Annotated in this window: 19 protein-coding genes; 11 read left to right on the top strand and 8 right to left on the bottom strand. The window is 41.9% G+C overall.

Going from position 1 to position 21208, the window contains the following annotated elements:
* Window positions 1-79: 79 nt before the first annotated feature.
* Both QNI15_RS32380 and QNI15_RS32375 read right to left on the bottom strand, forming a co-directional pair.
* Entirely contained in the window at window positions 80-2005 is a 1926-nt protein-coding gene (locus tag QNI15_RS32380; RefSeq protein WP_314035929.1) for a sialate O-acetylesterase, read from the bottom strand.
* Window positions 2006-2683: 678 nt separating this feature from the next.
* Entirely contained in the window at window positions 2684-3334 is a 651-nt protein-coding gene (locus QNI15_RS32375; RefSeq protein WP_314035927.1) for a methyltransferase domain-containing protein, read from the bottom strand.
* Window positions 3335-3580: 246 nt separating this feature from the next.
* Here QNI15_RS32375 and QNI15_RS32370 point away from each other — a divergent pair, with 246 nt between their 5' ends.
* Window positions 3581-4081 (top strand): hypothetical protein, encoded by a 501-nt coding sequence (locus QNI15_RS32370; RefSeq protein WP_314003889.1) that lies wholly within the window; start codon window positions 3581-3583, stop codon window positions 4079-4081.
* Window positions 4082-4276: 195 nt separating this feature from the next.
* Here the strand turns inward: QNI15_RS32370 and QNI15_RS32365 are convergent, their stop codons facing one another.
* Complete coding sequence (locus QNI15_RS32365; protein WP_314003887.1) at window positions 4277-5017, bottom strand: SDR family NAD(P)-dependent oxidoreductase; 741 nt, start codon at window positions 5015-5017, stop codon at window positions 4277-4279.
* Between the two features lie 102 nt (window positions 5018-5119).
* Here QNI15_RS32365 and QNI15_RS32360 point away from each other — a divergent pair, with 102 nt between their 5' ends.
* From QNI15_RS32360 to xseB, 5 genes are all read left to right on the top strand, one after another.
* The gene (locus QNI15_RS32360; RefSeq protein WP_313987066.1) at window positions 5120-5509 is read left to right on the top strand and encodes a winged helix-turn-helix transcriptional regulator; all 390 of its coding nucleotides are present in this window, start codon (window positions 5120-5122) and stop codon (window positions 5507-5509) included.
* An 85-nt stretch (window positions 5510-5594) separates the two neighbouring features.
* Window positions 5595-6713 carry an exodeoxyribonuclease VII large subunit gene (gene xseA, locus QNI15_RS32355; protein WP_314035925.1) on the top strand — a complete coding sequence of 373 codons (1119 nt, stop codon included), beginning with the start codon at window positions 5595-5597 and terminating at the stop codon, window positions 6711-6713.
* A gap of 64 nt (window positions 6714-6777) precedes the next feature.
* Window positions 6778-7479 (top strand): hypothetical protein, encoded by a 702-nt coding sequence (locus QNI15_RS32350; protein ID WP_314003883.1) that lies wholly within the window; start codon window positions 6778-6780, stop codon window positions 7477-7479.
* A gap of 144 nt (window positions 7480-7623) precedes the next feature.
* Complete coding sequence (locus QNI15_RS32345; RefSeq protein WP_314003881.1) at window positions 7624-8118, top strand: GNAT family N-acetyltransferase; 495 nt, start codon at window positions 7624-7626, stop codon at window positions 8116-8118.
* A gap of 33 nt (window positions 8119-8151) precedes the next feature.
* Complete coding sequence (gene xseB / locus QNI15_RS32340) at window positions 8152-8346, top strand: exodeoxyribonuclease VII small subunit (RefSeq protein WP_314003879.1); 195 nt, start codon at window positions 8152-8154, stop codon at window positions 8344-8346.
* A 124-nt stretch (window positions 8347-8470) separates the two neighbouring features.
* On the opposite strand, the gene QNI15_RS32335 is transcribed toward xseB, so the two are convergent.
* Both QNI15_RS32335 and QNI15_RS32330 read right to left on the bottom strand, forming a co-directional pair.
* On the bottom strand, window positions 8471-11344 hold the full coding sequence (locus tag QNI15_RS32335; RefSeq protein ID WP_314035923.1) for a TonB-dependent receptor: 2874 nt from the start codon (window positions 11342-11344) through the stop codon (window positions 8471-8473).
* 1326 nt (window positions 11345-12670) lie between these two features.
* The gene (locus tag QNI15_RS32330) at window positions 12671-13366 is read right to left on the bottom strand and encodes an NUDIX hydrolase (protein ID WP_313978512.1); all 696 of its coding nucleotides are present in this window, start codon (window positions 13364-13366) and stop codon (window positions 12671-12673) included.
* A gap of 343 nt (window positions 13367-13709) precedes the next feature.
* On the opposite strand from QNI15_RS32330, the gene pyrE reads away from it, so the two are divergent.
* From pyrE to QNI15_RS32315, 3 genes are all read left to right on the top strand, one after another.
* Window positions 13710-14360: an orotate phosphoribosyltransferase gene (pyrE, locus tag QNI15_RS32325; protein ID WP_313978510.1), complete on the top strand. Its 651-nt coding sequence runs from the start codon at window positions 13710-13712 to the stop codon at window positions 14358-14360.
* 79 nt (window positions 14361-14439) lie between these two features.
* Entirely contained in the window at window positions 14440-14967 is a 528-nt protein-coding gene (locus tag QNI15_RS32320; protein ID WP_314035921.1) for a hypothetical protein, read from the top strand.
* Between the two features lie 8 nt (window positions 14968-14975).
* The gene (locus tag QNI15_RS32315; protein WP_313978505.1) at window positions 14976-15164 is read left to right on the top strand and encodes a PspC domain-containing protein; all 189 of its coding nucleotides are present in this window, start codon (window positions 14976-14978) and stop codon (window positions 15162-15164) included.
* A 73-nt stretch (window positions 15165-15237) separates the two neighbouring features.
* Here QNI15_RS32315 and QNI15_RS32310 read toward each other — a convergent pair whose 3' ends face one another.
* Window positions 15238-15969: a LytR/AlgR family response regulator transcription factor gene (locus QNI15_RS32310; RefSeq protein ID WP_314035919.1), complete on the bottom strand. Its 732-nt coding sequence runs from the start codon at window positions 15967-15969 to the stop codon at window positions 15238-15240.
* A 5-nt stretch (window positions 15970-15974) separates the two neighbouring features.
* Window positions 15975-17030 (bottom strand): sensor histidine kinase, encoded by a 1056-nt coding sequence (locus QNI15_RS32305; protein WP_314035918.1) that lies wholly within the window; start codon window positions 17028-17030, stop codon window positions 15975-15977.
* A 1005-nt stretch (window positions 17031-18035) separates the two neighbouring features.
* Here QNI15_RS32305 and QNI15_RS32300 point away from each other — a divergent pair.
* Both QNI15_RS32300 and QNI15_RS32295 read left to right on the top strand, forming a co-directional pair.
* Window positions 18036-20516: an outer membrane beta-barrel family protein gene (locus QNI15_RS32300; RefSeq protein ID WP_314035917.1), complete on the top strand. Its 2481-nt coding sequence runs from the start codon at window positions 18036-18038 to the stop codon at window positions 20514-20516.
* Between the two features lie 111 nt (window positions 20517-20627).
* A complete protein-coding gene (locus tag QNI15_RS32295) occupies window positions 20628-20906 on the top strand; it encodes a hypothetical protein (protein ID WP_314035915.1) in 279 nt (92 codons plus the stop codon).
* A gap of 116 nt (window positions 20907-21022) precedes the next feature.
* On the opposite strand, the gene QNI15_RS32290 is transcribed toward QNI15_RS32295, so the two are convergent.
* On the bottom strand, window positions 21023-21208 hold a 186-nt coding region (locus QNI15_RS32290), incomplete at its 5' end, for a hypothetical protein (protein WP_314035913.1).

Raw genomic sequence — 21208 nt, 5'->3', positions numbered from 1 at the left:
GATAGAAGAATAGAATGAAATAAAATTATAAAGACGGTTGCGAAAATATATAACAGTATGTTGCCTGCCTACATTGTGTTCATTTCTTTTTTAGTTCAAACGGAGTAGCTGGCAATCCTTCTTTGTTAATCAGATTGGCAGTTGCCGGATTGTCTGCCCATGCATAGCGAACTATGGTTGGGTTGCTTATCGTCTTATTAGATACTACCACAGTATTGCCTTTTATCTCCGCGTCTGCCCACACAAAGTTTTTTCCATCGCTGGAAATAGCAAACCCATTCAGCTTAGCATTCTTTCTGGTAAGTAATCCATTACCTGTATGTTGAAAAGTAATTGTAACCTGATTTGGTTTAAATATAGCCTGTTTTGCTGTGGGGCCGGAAGCTACCAGATTTTTCTCTCCATACGCTATTTTTCGGGCCTGTAAGGCCAGTCGCTTACCCACATCCTGTTTGTTTAATGGATGAATATCATTCCACTCACCCAGGTCTATGGTAACTGCCATGCCTGTATTGGGGAGTGATAACGTCTGATCCTGAGATTGTCTGAGTTTGGCCCAGTTGCTTTCCTGTGGAGTAGGTTTTTCTTCCATGAAATTCGCGAGTTGTACAAATAGAAAGGGGAAGTCGCCCTGATGCCATTTGTCTCTCCAGTTTTTGATCATTGCAGGAAACGTTTGGGCATATTCCTGAGGTGCATTGGCATTGGCTTCACCCTGATACCAGATCACCCCTTTGATGGAGAGGTTTAGTAAGGGGGCTATCATGTTGTTGTATAATCCGGCAGGCTTCCATCGGATAAATGTCTGACTTTGCAGGGGAGGTATAGATGTTCCCAATTTGTATTTCCAGGTGCCTTTCAAGTCAATCGTGTCTGCTCCAACTGCCAGGTAGTATGGTTTGTCAGGAATAAACCCACCCCTGTCTGCATTGTTGATAACACGAACTACAATAGTATTCTGACCTTCTTTCAGAATTCCTGGTTTGATCTCATACCGGCGGGGAGGATATTGATAGCCAGTTGTACCTACAAACTGCCCGTTGACAAACACAGAATCCTGATCTACAATGCGTCCCATCCATAGTTTGACAGGTTTGCCCACAAACGAAGAGGGTATTGTGATTGTTTTGCGAAACCATACTGCTCCATTCTTTTTTCCCATTGGCCCATCTGCCCAATAGCCAGGAATTGACATCTCTGCCCAGTCACTGTCATTTAGTTCAGGGGCTGTCCAGCGTGGTTGACTGGTAATACCCATGTCTGTTTGATTGAGTGACTGATACCAGGCAGCCGTTCTGGATCTGTCGCTGGCTTCAATTGCCTGAATAAGGCTGTCATTTTTAAACTTTTGTAATTCCTCATACGCTTTCGGAAATGGTTTTAAGGCATCTTCACTTATCCAGGCTTCTACGGGAGAGCCTCCTAAAGCGGAATTGACCAAGCCAATAGGAACATTGTGATAAGTTTGTAGTTCTCTGGCAAAAAAATAGGCTACAGCCGAAAATGAGAGTACATTTTGTGGTGTAGCTGTAACCCAGGAACCAGATTCCAGATCTGTATGCGTTTTTTTGAAATCATATTTATCAGGTACCAGAAACTGCCGGATGGTTGGCTGGTTTGCTGTCTGAATAATTGAGCTGTACTTTTCTTTTACCCGCTCCATGGGCAGTTCCATATTCGATTGTCCGGAACAAATCCATACATCCCCAAACAGCACATCTTGAATCTTTACCTCGTTACTTCCTTTGAATACCATCTCAAAGGGACCACCCGCAGATTGGGCTGGAAGCTGAATCTGCCAGTTGCCCGTTTGATCAGCTTTGGTTGGGTAGGATTTACCTTTAAAGGTAAGAGTGATAGTTTCACCCGCAGATGCCCAGCCCCAAAGTTTTACAGGTTTATCCCGTTGTAAAACAAGTCCGTCACTAATGAGTCGGGGCAGTCGTATCTGACCAAATATAGGAGTAACTAATAATAGAAAAATGAAAGCGGCGTATCTATTCATTGTCAAAGAGATATAGAGTCAATGCAAGGTAGATAATTCTTAAAGTCACCGCAAGAAAACTTAATCTAACAAAGTAACAAGTAGGATGTGATCAATACTGTAAACAGAAGAATCTCTTCCTCTTATTCATCCCTGTCTATATGTTTTATCATTCTCAAATAATTTGATCTCCTTGTCTCTTCTGAAGAATGACTACTCCCCATTTTGTCCTCCTGAAAGGAACTTGTGACAAATTGTGCCGCGTTTGGGTTCGGAGAGAAAAATATTCTCCAAATCCATAGGTCACGGGTTTCTTTCAAGAGGATAGGTGCTACACAAAGAGAGCGAAATTAACTTCAATCGTGAGTGGTCGTGTAGGTGTGTAGGGTTTCTTTTCTCCGCGAGGTTGGCCTTTGGCCTGTGGGCAGAAGGATCGGAGAAAAGTGCCTTTTCTTTGGTTACTTTCTTTGGGCAAGCAAAGAAAGTGACATGGCAGGGAGAGGGATCTTTGGAGAAATATGAGACATAGGAAGCAAAAAAGTACCATGCCACAAGCAGAATAATACAAGGGAATCTAATAAAACTTAGGCAGCGTGATCGCTACAATACTGCAGATAGAAAGATAGTCCAGAATCTAGATCAGCAATGTTGACAATCCATCTTTACTAACAAATTAAAGCCTTTGTTAGATAAAACCTCTTATGAACAAACACAAGACTGTACACCCATTCCATTACCCGGCTTTTCTGCATAGACAGTAAGATAGAGTAAATCTGTTGTTTCTTTTGGAATAGCCACTATTTCCTGTTCAGACAAATATCCATTCAACGTCAAGTCTGTAAGAGAAACAGCCTGTTGCTGCTTGACCTGTATATTTTCAAATCCCAGCTTCTCAATCGCTGCCAGATAATCAGACAAAGCTGCATATTGAATAATCGCTGTAATAGCCGATCTACCCCCTGGTTTCAGTATCCTAAAGATTTCAGAGAAGACTTTTTCAGCGTTATGTGTTAGATTCAGTACCTGACTGTTGGTAATAACATGCGCAGAAGATCCGGTTAGTGGCAATTCTTCTGCATTCCCCTGGCGAAATTCGATACTTACGAAGCCAGTTGTTCGGGTTGTGACATTTGTTGTGGCAAATACCGTTATTGGTATAATTCCGATTACTTTGCCATAAGGAGCTACACTATCTTTGAAAATAGCTATATTAGTATCCGTGCTACTAGTCAGATCTACCACAATATCATTTTCTTCAAGCTGGGCATATTTGGCAAGCAAACGTCCATCGATGGATTTCTTTTGTATTTCAGCACTTACTGTATGTATAGCATTCATAAGATAAAGCATTTTGTATATAGAAGTGGAGGTCTAGCCTTTATACGATACCAGAAAGATCCCCAAAACTATCTACTATCATAACCTATCTGGGTAATGAGAAGTTCGTAAATTGTGGAAATTGCTCTCTGAAGTAAACGAATGGGCAGGAAAGGCATAGAATTTTTACATTTGTAACCATACTGCTGTATTATACGTTGTATTCAGCATACACACTTTGCATACATAGTACACTATACACTTATACATTATACCGATATGAAAACATTGGTTGCTTATCTGAAATATGCTACATGCATAACACTTGTGTCCGGATTATTGCTTTCCTGTAATGAGGACAGAGACAAAACACGTACAGAAAGAGCTTTGGAAGAAACTGGAGAAGCGATTCAGGAAGATGCCAAAGATCTGGCTAATAAAATAGAAGGAAAAACAGATTCTGTTGGTGATAAACTGGAGGAAAACAAAGATGAATTTGTGGCAAAGATGCAAGATAGATCCCGGGAACTGGATAATGAAATTGACGAGTTAGAAGCAAAGATCGATAGACAGGGTAAGAAAGCTGACAGAAAAGTAAAAGCAGAGATCGCAGCACTGGAAGTAAAACGGGATGAATTAAACAGAGATATTGAGAAATTACGCAGATCCTCGGGAAATGCCTGGCAGGATATGAAGGCAGGTATCCGAAGAGCTGTAGATGAACTCGATAGAGGCTTTGAAGAGGCGAAAGAAAACTTTGAGAAAGATTCTGATAACTAAGTAATGCCTTATTGAAATTTCTATAGATCTCCGTTAATTATGTTCAATATATCATAATTAACGGAGATTTTGTAATTCTATACAGTTGAGCACAACGCAAAAGTAGCCACTTGTGCTAGCTAGCACTTACAGGTAAAAATAAACTATAAAGAGCGTATGTTACCTGTAAGTGTGAGATAAATCTCTGGTAACTAATCAGGCATTAAAGCCGCCATCAATAGTTACCCATGAGCCCGTGATTTGTTTCCCCTCTTCACTTGCCAAAAATGTTACCAGGCCTGCCACATCTTCCACTGTACCATACTTGGGCAGAGCCATCCGGCTGCGTGCATAGTCGGCGTGCTCAGTATCTGCTGGGTTCATATCTGTATTGGTTGGACCTGGCTGCACCAGTGTGACAGTAATCCCTTTTGGGCCTAGATCACGTGCCAGTCCACGGGTAAAACCTTGTAAGGCTGATTTACTCATCGTATAGAGTGTGGTTTGCGTTCCTATAGCGTTATCGGCCATGTTACTTCCTATGGTGATGATTCGTCCACCGGTTTTCAGGTGTTTTACAGCTTCCAATGTGGCTACATACACCGCTTTTACATTTACATCCATTATCTGATCGTATTCATCAATAGTATGCTGGTGAAAGTCTTTACCAATGTAAATACCCGCATTATTCACCAATATATCAAGGCCTCCAAATTCAGCAACAGTTTGGCTTACTGCCTGGATAATATCGGCTGATCGGGCACTATCTGCTCCTATGGCGATGGCATGACCACCGGCAGCATTGATTTCATTGGCTATGGTTTGGGCTTTCTCTGCTGACTGACTATATGTAAAAGCTACACTTGCTCCTTCGGCCGCTAAACGACGTACAATTGCAGCCCCTATTCCACGGCTTCCGCCAGTTACTAATGCTATTTTGTTTGCTAACTTTTTCATGATGATTTTTATTTATTTTCAACTCATGATACAAACGTAAGCGCATTACGTTACCTTTGCTAGTAAGCAACAAATTGTTAGGTACTAACAAAAAAGTAAGAAATGAGAAAAGAGAACTCAACCAACGCTTTGAATGAAAAACGCATTATAGACACGTGCGGTATGGCGGTTTCTTTACGGGTAATCGGTGGCAGATGGAAGCCAGCCATTTTGTGTCGGCTGGTGTATGGTACTATGCGTTACAGTGAGTTGAAAAAATCGATAGAAGGGATTTCTGAGCGAATGCTCGTGGCTCAACTGCGTGAACTGGAGCAGGATGGGATAGTGCGCAGAGTAGTATATGCCGAAGTTCCGCCAAGGGTAGAATATGAGATCACTGAGTTAGGGAATACCATGAAACCTATGCTGGGCGCGATGTCTGACTGGGGCAATGCTCATCGCAGTTTAACCGAACAAAAATCCACTTCCGATTCTGAATTGACAGAAGCTTAACTAGTGATAAGTATCCTCAGTCGCTACTTGTACAAGCTTGCTTTGAATTATTTATTCTAAATTTTTATTTTCGAGATATATCATCGTGAATGACATACTTTCGGTCAGTGACCTGACTCATGTGATTAAAGCCATTTTGGAAGAAGATCCGGACTTACAACAGATTTCAGTAAAAGGAGAAGTCTCCAACCTGACAATCCACTCTTCCGGACATGCCTATTTTACCCTGAAAGATGAAGAGTCGCAAATTTCCTGCGTGATGTTTCGCGGGCAGATTAGTCCACTGATACGACCTTTGCTCAAAGCAGGAGCCAAACTGGTGGTAGAGGGTGATGTGACTGTCTATGTATCGCGTGGTCAATACCAGATGCAGGTAACGAGTATCCGGGATGCAGGAATTGGCGACTTATTTCAACAGTTTTTATTGCTCAAAGAAAAACTCAAAGAGGAAGGGTTGTTTGAGCGGGAGCATAAAAAGCCCTTGCCTGCCTTTCCGCAGAAAATAGGTATAGTGACTTCGCCAACCGGAGCGGTGATACAAGACATGTTGCGGGTATTTGAACGTCGTTATCCCTGTGTTGAGGTGATACTGTCTCCCTCTCTGGTTCAGGGCGACTTAGCAGCCGAGTCTGTGATCCGGGCTTTTCGGCGACTTCAGGAAGAGCCTGATCTGGATGTGATAATTATTGCTAGGGGTGGGGGGTCTACAGAAGACTTGTGGGGGTTTAATGATGAACGTCTTGCCCGAACCATTTTTGATTCGGCTATTCCTGTAGTGTCAGCCATTGGACACGAAACTGATTTTACCATTCTCGATTTTGTAGCCGATGTACGAGCTGCTACACCTACAGCGGCTGCCGAACTCACCACACCCGACCGGGCTGAATTACTGAATGCACTGGATAGTACCAAGATCTATTTTCTGGAACTATTGCAAAAGCAACTGAATGAAAGTGAACAGTTTCTGGATGACTTTACTGAACGGTTAGGGTGGCAGATGAGTCGCTTGTTACAAAACAACAAAAGCCAGCTGGATTTACTTGAAGCCCAACTTCAGATACAAAATCCCAAAGCCTTCCTGACCCAGGGATATTCCATTACACTGAAGGATGGCAAGAAGATACTTTCTTCTGAGGAATTACAGAAGGGAGATGAGATTGAAACCGTCTTACAGGATGGCCGTGTGACGTCGATAGTGAAGTGATCATATTAAACGTTTGAATTAACATTTATTCCACTCTGTATTATAGATGAGATTATAATTTGGAATGAGGAGAGAATTATACGAAGCGTATTTTCTTAAAATACGTGAATATTTGATAGCTATTGATTTTGAGACAAACCCTGAAGGGTCTTCAAGCATTCAAATTGATTTGCTTCAATCTGCCATTGGAAAACCTTTACCTATAGCTTACAGTGTATGGCTTCAGTACTTCGGGAATAGTATGTCTCATATACTATTTGACGGAGACAAACTTACTGTCAGTGATTGTAAGAGAGCAAATGATGAATTAATCGAAAGAAATTTTGATCTTATTAATTATGATCTATTTCTTGCTATTAAGTATAGAAGTTATGCGGATTCATTTACTCTTATCAAATCAGAGAATGAAGATCCCGAAGTAATTATATTTGAAGCAAGTGATGTGTTATTGGATGCGGAAAGGCACTTTACTATATGGATTAGAGAACGAATAATTTTTAGATTAAAGCTTATTGCAAGTTTAAAAGGGAAAGAATGGGTAGAAAAAAAGCAGTGGTTATCTATAGATACATTTGATAGTAACGATGGAGATGGCAATACAAGTACCTATCATGATTATATCACTCGTCGGCAAGCCTTTTCAAACATAATTTATGAACAAGATCTGCAAAGAGGTGAGCTAACCTTGCCTGACGAGTTTGAAGATAAGTGGATTGCCTATATGAGAGCTAATCAGCTTTCCCATTATTTGAAGCTACCTGATTAGTACTTTTCCAATTGAATGACAACGCAACAATTGTCTCACTTCTCTAAATTGCCTTTCCACAAAACATCCAAAAGTTTTATACTTTTGCAGTGACCCGGATTACTAGGTCACTGCAAACATCCTGATCTTTAAAAACCATACAGAATGGAACCCACTATACGCGATGCTACATCGGACGATGTACCTGCTATTCTTGCTATTATCAACCATGCTATAGCACATACGACTGCTGTGTATGATTATCAACCTCGGTCGCTGGAAGTTCAGCAAGCCTGGTTTGACAAGAAACACGCCGATAACATGCCTGTACTAGTGGCTGATTACAATGGAAAAGTAATAGGATTTGGTAGCTATGGGATTTTCAGACCTTGGGAAGGCTATCGTTTCAGTGTAGAGCATTCCATCTATGTTTCTGAAGAATCCAGAGGAAAAGGAGTGGGGAAACTGTTATTGGAAGCCTTAATAGAGGCTGCCCGTAAGCAAGGATTTCATACCATGATTGCCGGTATTGATGCAGAAAATGCAGTCAGTTGTGAACTGCATCGGAAACTTGGCTTTCAGGAAACGGGACGGCTAAAAGAAGTGGGATATAAATTTGACAAATGGCTGGATCTGGCCTTTATGCAGTTATATTTGTAACAAAGCTATGTTATACTTATTTATTCTTTGTTTGTGAATTCCTCCGATACCTTTAATCTCGAAAAATCTCTCACGCGCATTCGCGACATCCAATCTCTGCTACAGGAAGGCAATCAGCCTTTTGATGATTCAGTTGGTCTTTTTGAAGAAGCCACTCAGTTGATTAATGCATGTCGTTCGTATTTGCTGGAAGCTGAAGTGAAGCTTCAAAAATTAGCTGAAAAATAGAAAAATGCTTTTGCTGAAAGCAGACTATTACCTTGTAAAATAACTCTCCAATAAAAAACACCATGGATATAACATATCCATGGTGTTTGAGCGTAATACAATCTATTCAATCCCTCAAACTGTTTTAGAATTTGAATCCAAGACGTGCATAATAATAAGCCCCCTGAAAGCCCATCTGATAGTTTTCATACCCAAAGCGATTACTGTCCGTCAGGGCAGGAAGGATACGAGTTGGATATACATCAAAGATATTTTCACCACCAACAGACAGATTCAGACCTTTGAATATTGTATAGCCTACACTCAGATCCACTGTAGCACGTCCGTCCAGCTTATAATCATAGTATTGGCCTGTGGTTTCATCTGCATACGCACTACGCGACCATACTGAGCCATAGTATATAGTACGAGCCATGAACGTCCATTTTTTAGGCATAAAGGTGGCTGACAAAATGTATTTCTGACGAGGATTGCCTTCCTCATAGTTGCCTCTTACAGAACGACTCAGATACAGATCAGATATTTGCTCTGGGGTCAGAGTGGCATCCGGGCCAAGCTTTAATTTAGCCGGATGTACTGCTACAAATTCAACTTTATTCCAGTTGGCCGCCAGAGAAAGAATTAACTTGGAGTTTCCAAGTGTTCTGGTGTAGTTCGCTACCAGATCCAATCCTTTGGACTCCACATCGGCACCATTGGTGAAGAACTGAGCTGCACCTGCTCCAATCACATTTTTAAAGTTTCCACCTACGGATGGTCCATCAAAGTTGCCCGTCAGGATAATTTTGTCAGTTACCCTGAACCAGTAAGCATCCGCTGTGATCTCAAAGCCCTGCATAGGTTCGAAGGCAATACCAAAGCTTACGTTTTTAGAGTTTTCTTCTTTTAACTGAGGAATACCCAATGCTTTGGCTGCTGAACTCTGGTTGGTAAAGAAGCCTACGTCAAAGGGTACACCTTCTGGTGTAAATACGGTAGATGTCTGAGCATAATACAGTTCGTGTAAGCTTGGTGCACGGAAGCCTGTGCTGGCAGATCCACGCAAGTGAACATTCGCCAGGATAGAATAACGAGCTGCGATTTTTCCTGTGATTACACTTCCAAAGTCACTATAATTTTCAAAGCGAGCTGCACCGGAGATCGTAAATTTATGGCTTAAATCCGCTTCCACATCTATGTAGCCCGCTGCTACGTTACGATACGCATCTGCCTGCTGCTGTGGAGTAAATCCTCTGAAACACTGGCAGTTGGGAGAGTAGTTGTTGAAGTCATACACATAGCCTCTGTAGGGTAGGATGATATCAGATCCATCGGCATTTTTAGCATCCGGATTTATGCTTTGGGTATAGTTGTAATTGTCGGAAGGCGAAGTGAAGGTACCATACGTGCCTTTGGTGTATGACTCAACCTGACCTGGGGTGATCTGGAAGTTTTCGATACGCATCTCTGCACCAAACGCCAGGTTAATACCTTTGATCTCACTGCCAAACGGATTGTTGAAATAATGCGAGAAGGCTAAGCTGGTAGTGTTTTGCGTAAAGATGTTATCACCCAGGCGCATGGTAGTTGGTGACTCAGGACCATAGGAAGCGTTGAGGGTGTTAACCATGCCATACCGGAATTTACTGCTACCAAATGTGTTGCTGAAATCTACATCAAACACACCCAGCTTCCCTTGAATACCTGCTGTAACAGATTTGTCGGTAATAATAGAGGTCAGTTGAGGCAGGAAGCCATTGGGATATACTTCATAAATTACCCGGTCTGTCTGACGAGGAAAACGATAGTAGCAACCACTTAATGTATTGCGGTAGTTGATTCCACCAAAAGCATAAAAACGACTCTTATCACTTAATGGAACACCGGCATTGAAGAACAGCGAAGAATTAGTCATTTTGCTAAGACCGTTGATCATCTGGAAGTTTTTACGGGTTAATCCACGTGCTTCCATTAAACCATCATCTGTAAGCAGGGCAGAATTGGTAGGGTTGGCAATAATTTCCGGATTGGTAATAATGGATTGTCCATTGGCATCTTTGAAGCGGTTGTTCAGATAATCATCACCATACACAACACCATCATATCCTCCATCCGGAGTACGGGTGGTGCTTCCTCTGGAAGTAATTTCACCTGTCATGTTAATGAATCCTCCGTTTTTACCCAATGGCAGGCCATAGTTAGCCATAAGCTGGTGAGTTACTCCGTCACCTTCTTTGTAAATGGATGTATAGTAGCTGGCTGATAGCTCATTGACCGATTTTCTGAGGTTAATGTTCATTACACCTGCAATGGCATCAGATCCATATTGTGCTGCCGCTCCATCCCGCAGGATTTCTACTTTTTCAACGGCCAGGGTAGGAATTGTCATCAGGTCGGCAGAGGTAGACGGACCTGTACGGTTATACAATTGTAAAAGAGAGGATACATGCCGTCTTTTACCATTTAATAATAACAAAGTTTGATTGGGTGGCTGATTGCGTAACTGTACCGGAGTTACGTGAGAGTCCAGATCGCCACCTACCTGTTGCAGGGCGTTAAAAGACGGGGCTACCTGCTTGAGCATCTGACTTAAATCCGGTTGAGGCATGCTTTGTGCCATCTGGTTGACGGAAATAATATCCACCGGGGCTACAGATTCCAACTGAGTCCTGTTGGCGTTCCGTGACCCTACTACCGTGATTTCACTGAGTTCGAGTCCGTCACTAAGCAGACTAACATCGATCTCTGATTTGGAGCCTACGGCTACTTCCTGTGCGGTATAGCCCACCGAGGAGAAAATCAGTATTGCATCATCGCCTGGAACCTTGATCGAAAAGGCTCCCTTTTCGTTAGTGACAGTACCCGTGGTAGTGCCTTTTACTACCACCGTTACACCTACCAGTGGTTCAGCCTTGTCGGTAACTTTTCCGGTAACTGTTTTGCTTTGTGCAACAGCCGCACTATGCCAAAGCAATGCAAAAAGACAGATGAGAGATAGTTTGTAGAGTTTGTGTTTCATAAAGATTGTACAGTTGGTTTTTAAATAGATAAAGCATACCCAATCCCTCTTGAAAAAGAGGGCAGATAGTGTGTTTGTAAATGAAAAAGGAAATAAACCAGTAATGAAAAAAGTACAAGTTCTACCCACGCCATTGCACAGGCATATCCGACTTAGAAAGCTTGTTTGCGGCATTAAGCTGTTCGTAAATCGTAAACTAAAAATGAATTCTTGTTGAGTAAATAAACTAAGTATTATTGATTAATGCAAATTATATATCATAAATTTTATTAAATAAGATATATAATTCTACTAATGTGTGTAATGTCGGAATAAGATGTTGTTTTGGTGTTTGTGTGTTTATAGGATATGGCTGCGCTCTGTAAACGGTAGCCTAAGCAGAGATATATAGAATCGATTTATTGGAAAAGTATAATATACAGTTGATTTTTTACTATAAGTAAAGAAACTTTACCGTCTTTTTTACCGCTACAGAAGCATAGTAGTGAATTTACTAACATCAAGAAACTGGGTGGGGTAAGTATTATCCTATAACTATTCTGGAAATGGTATCTGTAAAGAAAGCCTCTGACATAGGTGTATACCAATGCCCGTTTTGAATTGTCCGCTCGATGCTGTTAACTGAAGGGAGAAGTACATAGAAAACTCGTCCTGAAAGGATCATTGTTCCCTTCCTGTCTTCCTGAAAGAAACATCATTACCTTTTTGTCCTCCTGAAAGGAACTCGTGACAAATCGAGCCGCGTTTGGTTTTGAGAAAAATACTTCTCTCCAGTCGGAAAGGCCGCCGGTCTTGTCACGAGATCCTTTCAGGAGGACAGAGGAGGTATCTTAGTTGGTAAAAAGAGAATTATGATGCCTTCAATCGCGAAAGGAAGTGTAGGTGCGTAGGGCTTCTTTTCTCCGCGAGGTTGGCCTTTGGCCTTGTGGGGGGAAGGATCGGAGAAAAGTGCCTTTTTTACTAACACACCAATCTGGCTCACCAAATTCTCATTTGGTGCCCCTATTTTTGGGCAAGCAAAAAAAGTGACAGGGCGATAAGAAGAGATAGGTTTTGGACTATAGATCAACTTTGGATACGGACAAGCAAAAATGAAGAAGCCAGTGGAAGAATAATGAAAGGGACAATAGGCAAACTCAGGAAGTAAGATCTCTCAAGTTGAGAAGTAAAAGAATCTGAGAAAATAGAAGGGTGATCTGTAAATGTTGCAAACAAACTGAGCCAATAGGAACTGAAAAACAGCAAAGTTGAAAAACAAAAAAGAGCCTGCATTCTTGTAAAAGTGCAGGCTCTGTTTAATTTTTAGAACTTAACTGAATATATTCTTTAAAAGTCAAGAAGCATCTTTTCCCGCTTTTTTTCATAAAACCTGCGACACACAAACTGGATAGACCGGTAAGAAGAAGCTGCCAGCTCCATTGCCTGTGCCTCACGTACCCACACAATCTGTTCAATGCCTTCCTCTTTCTGGGGAGCTACACGGCTATCATCCAGATTGGTCATGGCATACCATTTGGTTTGTTTTAATATCCGATTACCGTTTTGGGTATAGGTGTGCCATGTAGTACATATCTTGTGTTCGAGTTGTACTTTCACATTGCATTCCTCCTCTACCTCACGCAGAGCAGTCTCTTTAAACGACTCTCCTTTATCCATCTTGCCTTTAGGAAGGTCCCAGGCTCCCAGACGGAAAATCATTAGTATCTTGTCATCTTTCTGAACTACGCCACCTGCTGCTTCCACGATCTTGTACTGACCTTTGATCACATCAGTCAGAATTTTTTTGTCAGGTGAAGCTAATACAAGTGTATTTAGTTTTTTTAATTTTTTGTCCCGTAATAACGCAAAGAGCCTGTAAAGCAAAACAACGGAGGGATTGACTACTGCCACATCTCCTACCAGTTCTGCTGCCGTAACCTCAAGGGTTTGTCCGTCAATAATGTAATTGTAGCCCGATTGACTTGCTGCGAAGGTATCCATGTTGATTACTTTCACATGCTTGTCGTTAACAAAGAGGTTCATGAGGATGCAGAACTGTATGGTTTACAATAATGATGATACAAAAGAAACATATTTTTAACAAAACCACAAAAAACAAATTTCGGTTTTAGGAGGATATACATAGAAAAGTGTGCCAGGGTACACAAAGGTGGGTTTGAAAATGTCTGAGAATCAGGTGCAAGTGGTTTGTATAGAGATTATTCGAACAGTTAACTACTAAGTAAGATAGGACGTTATGGGTATAATTACCTGTCTTACTCTGGGATTAATACCTGAAACCTGACTTACAGTAACCCGTGTGATGAAACGAGAACTAAAATAAAGTGTTAACGAACTACTGGTAACTTTTTCTTAATTTCGCCGCATGATGATTCAAGATACAACCGAAACCATTGCCCGGCAAGTGGCAGCGTCTCTGCTGGAAGTAGGCGCGATCCGTTTACGTCCTTCAGATCCTTTTACCTGGAGTTCCGGATGGAAATCTCCTATTTATTGTGATAACCGTCTGGCATTGTCTTATCCTGCTGTCAGAACTTATATTAAAAATGCTTTGGCAGAGCGGATTCGTCAGACATTTCCAGGCGTAGAAGCCATTGCAGGTGTCGCTACTGCCGGTATTCCACAGGGGGCTCTGGTAGCTGATGTACTTGAATTGCCTTTTCTGTATGTTCGCTCCAAACCCAAAGAACATGGTATGGGCAATATGATAGAAGGCAAAGTGTCTGAAGGACAGAAAGTAGTAGTAATCGAAGACCTGATTTCTACAGGAGGAAGTTCCTTAAAAGTGGTGGATGCCTTACGTGAGGCAGGAGCAGAGGTATTGGGTATGGCGGCCATCTTTACCTATGGATTTGCAGTGGCAAAAGAGAACTTTGCAGAGAAGAATGTTGAGTTGTTGACTCTTAGTGATTATGCCTATCTGCTTACAGAAGCATCAAATCTGAATATTATTACCGAAGCAGACAAAATTTCTCTTGCTTCATGGCGTCAAAGCCCTGATACCTGGGGAAAATAGAATAGATAGTTGATAGTTACCAGAAGCCGGATGCTCATAAAACATCAGGACTGGCAATATAGATATTTAGTAAGAACGTATGACCCGTAAATTAGGAATCATTGTAGTTGTTGCGTTACTCGTAGGCTCTATTGCGTTTTCGATCATGGGAGGTTTTTCCAAACCGGAAATCTCAACTGCACAAGCTCCGGAATATATTGTAGCCGGAAAATTATTTAAGGGAGGGGCTACCAGTGATACTTTAATGACTATCTTCTCAGAAATTAAAGATCTGCATACCACCCAAAAACTTCCTGGTACACTGGCTGCTGTCTATTATAGTATACCTGAAGAAGCCAAAGGAAAACTGGAAGTTTGGGTAGGAGTACTGGTATCGGATACAACTATTGTTTTACCGAAAGGTTACCTTTTTCGGAAATTCCCATCAAGTAATGTAATACGGGCAGAAATAAAAGCCCATTACATGGTAGCACCTGCTCCAGACAAGGTCAAAGCTCAGTTGTATGAATTTGCCGCCGAACAAAAAGTAAAACCCGGTGGGTATGTCATAGAGAAGTACCATAATGAACAGGATATTACCATGGAAATTCCGGTAACTAAACTTTAACTAAAACAATGGAAAAGACTCTCAGACGTTCGTTTGCCAACAGTGTATTTTTAGGTGTGTGTGGTGGCTTAGGTGAATATATCAACATGGACCCGGTATTGGTTCGGGTGTTGTTTGTACTGGCATTCTTTTTCGGCTTTGGTTCACCTTTGCTGGTTTATATTGTTCTTGCTTTCTTGATGCCAAAGGCCTATTAATACATGCTGTAATCATTCAGCGAAACCACCTGCCTGCATGTGTACTCATGCAGGCTTTTTTATTTAAGGGGCATTACATAACCCCCAGTGTTTTCATAACCTCAGCTTTGTACTGGCGTCCAATCGGTAATTCCCAATCTCCAACCTCTATATGGGTACTGTTAAAGGATTTTATTTTAGCCAGAGAAATAATGAACGAACGATGGATGCGGAGGAATTTATCGTCAGGTAGCTTTTCTTCCAGATAGGTTATGCGCTGATAGGTAATAATCTCCTGATCCTGTGTTTTCACTTTTACATAATCTTTCAGGCTTTCTATGTAGACAATATCTTTCAGAAACACCTTTACCATCTTTTTGTCGGCCTTTAGATAGATAAAAGCCTCTGCAAACATATCGTTGCCTGCTGACTGGATCATGGCCGGCAACTGAGCAGATGGATCATACAGGGTGTGGTATTTATTAATGGCAATCAGGAACCGTTCGAACGAAATAGGTTTCAGCAGATAATCCAGTGCGTTCATATCGAATCCTTCCAGTGCATATTCGCGAAAGGCTGTGGTGAAGATGATCCTGGGCCGGTTTGACAGGGTTTTCAGGAAATCCAGACCTGATAGCTTAGGCATCTGAATATCAAGAAAGAGCAGGTCGATCTTGTTTTTCTGCAGGAATATTAATGCATCTATGGCATTATCACATTTTCCCTGAAGGGATAGTGTATCGAGTTGGCTTATGTATCGCTCCAGAATGTCTATAGCCAGTGGTTCATCGTCTACAATCAGGCATTTTATCTTATGGATTGCCATGTCGGTTAACTTATTTTAATTTTTAAATCAACAAGATAGCGATCTGTCTCTTTTTTTATAACCAGTTCATGGTCGTTAGGATACAGAAGTTTTAGTCTGCGGGCAATATTCTGCAAACCCAACCCATTATGGTTATTGGAAAGAGAACTTACCACTTCATCACCTGTATGACTGTTTTCTACTTTTACACTTAGCCAGTTGTCCTTTACTTTTATATCGATAGTAACCCAGATCTGATTTGTCTCGTTGCTGACACCATGCTTAAATGCATTCTCCACAAAGGGAATGAGCAGGAGTGGGGCAATCCGTTTGTCATGTATATCGCCAGACACATTCAGCGAAAGGTCCAGCCGACTGGTATAACGAAGTTTTTCCAGTTCTATGTAATTCTGTATATGGGAAATTTCTTTGCTTAGCAGAAGAGTGTCTGACTGAGAATCGTACAGCATATAACTCATCAACTCGGAAAGCTTTAGCACAACTCTTGGGGCGACAGGTGAAGCTTGGAGAGTCAATGCATAGAGGTTGTTGAGTGTGTTGAACAGGAAATGGGGTTGAACCTGCGCTTTTAAGAAATTTAGCTCTGTTGCCAGTTTTTCTTTGGCCATTTCCTGATTGTACTGTTCCTGATCAACCCACTGCCTGAATACTTTAAGCACAAGTGTAAATAACAATATGGGACTCAGAAACCACAACATACTTTTGAGTAGAAGATATCCTATGAAAATCTCTTCAACCACGGTTGTATCAGCATAGAAGAGGGGTTCGATGACTCTTTCAATGAGTGCACGGCCAACTACGGAGGCTATAAATAATAACACAACTGCCCATAGGCTGTAGGCCACATATTTCCTTTGTATAAAGAACAACGGGAACAGGAGATACATATTGATGTAGGCTACCAGTATAGCGGGTGGGAGCTTTTGTAACTCGATCTGAAAGTAGGTTAGAAAAAAATCTTCTCCATCAGCGTGGACGCCTGTGTATACCAGGAGGTAGGCTATCCAGAAGAGGATATGGGTGAGTGGGCGGTTGTTAGCTATGTAGAAGGGTTGTTTCATTATGTGTCTTACTTTTTTGCTTGCTTTCTACGGTAGTTTCTCATAGTCCAGCGTTTTTGCGTGTCCTCACGCCTTGTCACTTTTTGCTTGTCTTTCCTAAATTGGTTTGTTGTTCTTTTCATTACTCTTCCTGCCATGCCACTTTCTTTTCTTGCCCAAAAAGGTTTTTATCCTCAATACATCACTCTTCCTACCATGGTACTTTTTTGCTTGTCCAAAAAAGTACCCCAAAAAGGACACTTTTCTCCGATCCTCCCGCCCGCAGGCCAAAGGCCAACCTCGCGGAGAAAAGATTGCCAGCGCACCTATACCACCTGCCGCGATTGAAGTTATCATAACTCTCTTTGTTACACCTCTCTTTGTAGTGTATGACTTAGTTGTAATAGTCGTATTAACTTTTAACTCTTCCTGGCTGTTCTACTTTCGCTTTCCGCTCTCTTATCCTTTTTTCCTTCTGGAAGGCGTGTTTTCTCTCCTTTGTCCACTTCACATTTCGCCCTCTTGAAGAAATACCTCTTCTCTGTCTTCCTGTAAGGCTCTTCCCGCTGTTGTCGGGACAGGAGTGACAAGACCGGCGGCCTTTCCGACTGGAGTTTGTTTTTTGTGCCCGTTGTTGGTGTTATCACCAACAACCACTTTCCCACCATTCAGGTTGGTGATAACACCAACCTGGGGAAGAATATTTCAGAAACCGAACGCAGCTCTATTTGTCACAAGTTCCTTTCAGAAGGACAGAGAAAAGGATAAGGACAGCAAAAAGAGTATGAATAGTATACTGTGTCAAAAGATAACTCTGTCAAAAGGCAAATTAATCATAAATGGATAGTGTGGTATGGTATTTCGATAGACAGCGGTATTTGGCTTGTTTTCGGCAGGTTTTTCGTGGTGTATGACTAAATGAGTGGTGTAAAGGTACTATTGGGGGCGTTTCGGGTAGTTGGGCTAAAATAAAAAAACGGACTGTTTTTATCGTATTGATTTGTGCCAGATAACAAATCCTACGTCATGATACATCCTTTTCTCCGCGTTCTATCTGGAAACCTGTGTTTTGTAGCAACCTGTGTTTTTATACATGTAAAAGTACAGACAAGGTTGATAATGCTGTTATTGTTGCTTGGTACTGGCTTTCTACCCTTACTGGCTCAGGAAGGTGCTATTACAGGGACGGTTACCAACGAGGCGGGAGAGAAGCAGCCTTCTATCACCATCGCTTTGCGGAAAATACTTGATTCAAGTAGTGTAAAGTCTACCCTTACTACTGTGGAGGGGAGATTTGAGTTTTTGTATATTCAGGAAGGAAATTACGTTTTACAGGCTTCAGGTGTAGGGTTCCAAAGATATACGGAGCCTGTATCGGTTTCATCCAAAACGGCTTCTTATGTCCATATACAGCTAAAGACAGAGGTAATTGGTTTAAGGGAAATAAGTGTAACAGCCCAGAAACAGGCAGTAGAACGGCAGATTGACCGAACGGTGATTCATGTAGATGCTATTCTTTCCAATGCGGGCACAAATGCCTGGGAAATGCTGGAACAGTCACCGGGGGTACAGGTTGTGAATGATAATCTGAGTGTAAAAGGAAAGCAGAATGTATCTGTATTTGTAGACAATAAACCACTCTATTTGCAGGGAAACGATCTGGCAAACTATCTGAAGTCTTTACCTGCCAATATATTGGATAAGATTGAGATTATTCCCAATCCGCCTGCCGGCTATGAAGCAGCTGGCAATGGAGGTATTATCAATATACGGCTAAAGAAGAATGACAGAATGGGATTTAATGGCACTATTCTTTCTGAAAATATACGTGGAAAACGTTCCCGTATCTCACAAAGCCTAAATGCCAACTTTCGTATTCAAAAGATAAATGTATATGGGAATGTGTCTAACTACAATGGTACAGGACTGTCTGTTAGTACCAGTGAACGAATCTATCAGGCAAATGAAGCTAACTCCCTGGCTTCTGCCACACAAAATATGTCTGTCAGCAACCCTAATCATCGGGTGTTCGGAAAGCTGGGAGTGGACTTCTACGCTTCCCCTAAAACCACCTGGGGGATTTCTGCCAGCCACCTCTACCGGGATATGCTGGAGAAAACAACACTGATAAATACGCAGGTATACAACCGAACCAGTGGATATACTCTTGTAAAATCAGATAATCGTGCTAATACCCTAACCAACAACACGAATGTTACCCTGAGCTTCCGGCATGTATATGATACCACTGGCCGGGAGCTAACAGCTGATGCGGATTATATTACCTACAGACAGGGATATAACTTTTCAAATAGCAGTGCTGCCTATGGATATAATCCGAAACTGGAGACTTTCACAGGAGATTTACCTTATAGCATTGCCATTTATGCGCTAAAAACAGATTATATACATCCATTCCGCAATGGGTCTAAACTGGGAGTGGGGTATAAGTCCAGTTTTACGCATGTGAATAGCCTGGCTACTTATACCGGAGATAACCCTCAGCTTAGCGATTTGTCTAACCGGTTTACTTATCAGGAAACTATTCATGCACTGTATCTGAGTTATTCGCTAACTTATAGAAGATTGTCTCTGCTATCAGGTGTCCGGGTAGAGAATACGCTTTCTAGTGGCAAGCAGCAGTCTGTTACCTCTTCGTCTTTTGAACGGTCGTATCTGAATGTGTTTCCGACAGTATATGTATCCTATACATTGGATTCGCAAAAAGAGCATTGGTTGCATTTTTCGTATGGGAGGCGAATTGACAGACCTGAATACTCGATACTGAATCCGTTTGCCATGCCTCTGGATAACTATACATACAGGCAGGGGAATCCGTTTTTAAAGCCACAGATTTCCCAGAACCTTGAGTTTTCCTATGTGTATAAAAACAGATTGACGCTGAGCCCTTTTTATACAAAGTCAAGAGACATTGCTCAGGAAACTATTCTGGTAAAAGAGAATGTGTTTTATCGTCAGCCTGCCAACCTGGGGCAGCAGGAGATTATTGGGTTTTCAGCGGATGGAACCTGGAATCTGACCCAGTGGTGGACAGTCAATCCTGTGATCACCTATACCTATACTTCTTTACGCTCTGTCTTAGATACCGACAAACTACACATGAAAGGGAGCAACTGGAGTGCTACGGCTGTCAGTCAATTCAGTTTTCGGAAAGGATGGACTGCTGAGGTAATTACAGAGTATGTGACTCCACAGATCTACAGGCAATACATACAGGGTGCCAGCTGGTATACACACCTGGGTGTTGGTAAAAAAATCTGGAAAGATAAGGGCGTTGTGAAAGTAAATATCCGGGACCTCTTTTATTCGAGAGTAGATCGTCAGGACTTCCGCAATCTGACAGGTGTGACTGGGTATAGTAATCGCAAATGGGATACCCGAAGTGTTACGCTGGCTGTAAGCTATCGGTTTGGTAAAAGCCTGAAAGCAGGTGCCTCCCGTAAAACAGAAACTCCGGATGAGAAAAAGCGCTTAGGAGATCAGTAGTGAGTTATAGTTCTGGGGAGTAAACAGTGTTGTGCAGTAATACCAGGCTGATTGTCCATATGTTTTGATTTGAATAAGGGTGATGTGATTGCCTGTTTGTCATCCGAATGATTGGAATTATACCAACCCTCTGTAGGGGCGATTGGCAGATCGCCCCTACAGGCACGGCATAGGATACATCCGAAACGGTTGTCTGATACACCCGATCATTCGCGTTCCGAACCCTGTAGGGGCGACCGCCAGTCGCCCCTACAGGGTTCGGAATATCACAAACGTTTGTGTTGGGAAACTGGACAGGGACAAGCCCTTATCGTGTCCGATATCTTATCTGGAAATGAAGGTTTTAAAAAGAAAGACGCTGGTTCGAACGTCCGTTCGGACCTAAAATGAAAGCAACGTCCGTTGCGTTGGGGCAAATTGATACTTGTTCAGGTTTGTGATAGTACCCAAACAGGGCTTTACCTGCCAACGCAGCGTCCGCTCAATGCTGTCAACTTAAGGACTGTTTACAATCCAGATCGTTTATGAGTAGGAAATTTTCGTCGGGAACTTTTCTGTCTGGGTTTAGGGAAGGTACGTCCTGGTCGCCAAGGGATCTTGTATTTTTTAATTCTTTCAATAAGTTGTTGATAATCTACCATATATATGGTGGGATTAAGTAGAAAAAGTAGCAAATGATCTTTAATTAAACC

It is taken from the genome of Xanthocytophaga flava, from assembly GCF_030068545.1.
GTDB classification, from domain to species: Bacteria; Bacteroidota; Bacteroidia; order Cytophagales; family 172606-1; genus Xanthocytophaga; species Xanthocytophaga flava.
Note: the sequence above shows the minus strand (reverse complement) of the source record. Positions and strands in the feature narration are given on the sequence as shown.

What these genes read in the sequence shown, in the direction of transcription:
- QNI15_RS32380 (WP_314035929.1), bottom strand. Translation starts at nt 2,005, where the DNA reads ATGAATAGATACGCCGCTTTCATTTTTCTATTATTAGTTACTCCTATA.
- QNI15_RS32375 (WP_314035927.1), bottom strand. Translation starts at nt 3,334, where the DNA reads ATGCTTTATCTTATGAATGCTATACATACAGTAAGTGCTGAAATACAA.
- QNI15_RS32370 (WP_314003889.1), top strand. Translation starts at nt 3,581, where the DNA reads ATGAAAACATTGGTTGCTTATCTGAAATATGCTACATGCATAACACTT.
- QNI15_RS32365 (WP_314003887.1), bottom strand. Translation starts at nt 5,017, where the DNA reads ATGAAAAAGTTAGCAAACAAAATAGCATTAGTAACTGGCGGAAGCCGT.
- QNI15_RS32360 (WP_313987066.1), top strand. Translation starts at nt 5,120, where the DNA reads ATGAGAAAAGAGAACTCAACCAACGCTTTGAATGAAAAACGCATTATA.
- QNI15_RS32350 (WP_314003883.1), top strand. Translation starts at nt 6,778, where the DNA reads ATGAGGAGAGAATTATACGAAGCGTATTTTCTTAAAATACGTGAATAT.
- QNI15_RS32345 (WP_314003881.1), top strand. Translation starts at nt 7,624, where the DNA reads ATGGAACCCACTATACGCGATGCTACATCGGACGATGTACCTGCTATT.
- QNI15_RS32335 (WP_314035923.1), bottom strand. Translation starts at nt 11,344, where the DNA reads ATGAAACACAAACTCTACAAACTATCTCTCATCTGTCTTTTTGCATTG.
- QNI15_RS32330 (WP_313978512.1), bottom strand. Translation starts at nt 13,366, where the DNA reads ATGAACCTCTTTGTTAACGACAAGCATGTGAAAGTAATCAACATGGAT.
- pyrE (WP_313978510.1), top strand. Translation starts at nt 13,710, where the DNA reads ATGATGATTCAAGATACAACCGAAACCATTGCCCGGCAAGTGGCAGCG.
- QNI15_RS32320 (WP_314035921.1), top strand. Translation starts at nt 14,440, where the DNA reads ATGACCCGTAAATTAGGAATCATTGTAGTTGTTGCGTTACTCGTAGGC.
- QNI15_RS32315 (WP_313978505.1), top strand. Translation starts at nt 14,976, where the DNA reads ATGGAAAAGACTCTCAGACGTTCGTTTGCCAACAGTGTATTTTTAGGT.
- QNI15_RS32310 (WP_314035919.1), bottom strand. Translation starts at nt 15,969, where the DNA reads ATGGCAATCCATAAGATAAAATGCCTGATTGTAGACGATGAACCACTG.
- QNI15_RS32305 (WP_314035918.1), bottom strand. Translation starts at nt 17,030, where the DNA reads ATGAAACAACCCTTCTACATAGCTAACAACCGCCCACTCACCCATATC.
- QNI15_RS32300 (WP_314035917.1), top strand. Translation starts at nt 18,036, where the DNA reads ATGATACATCCTTTTCTCCGCGTTCTATCTGGAAACCTGTGTTTTGTA.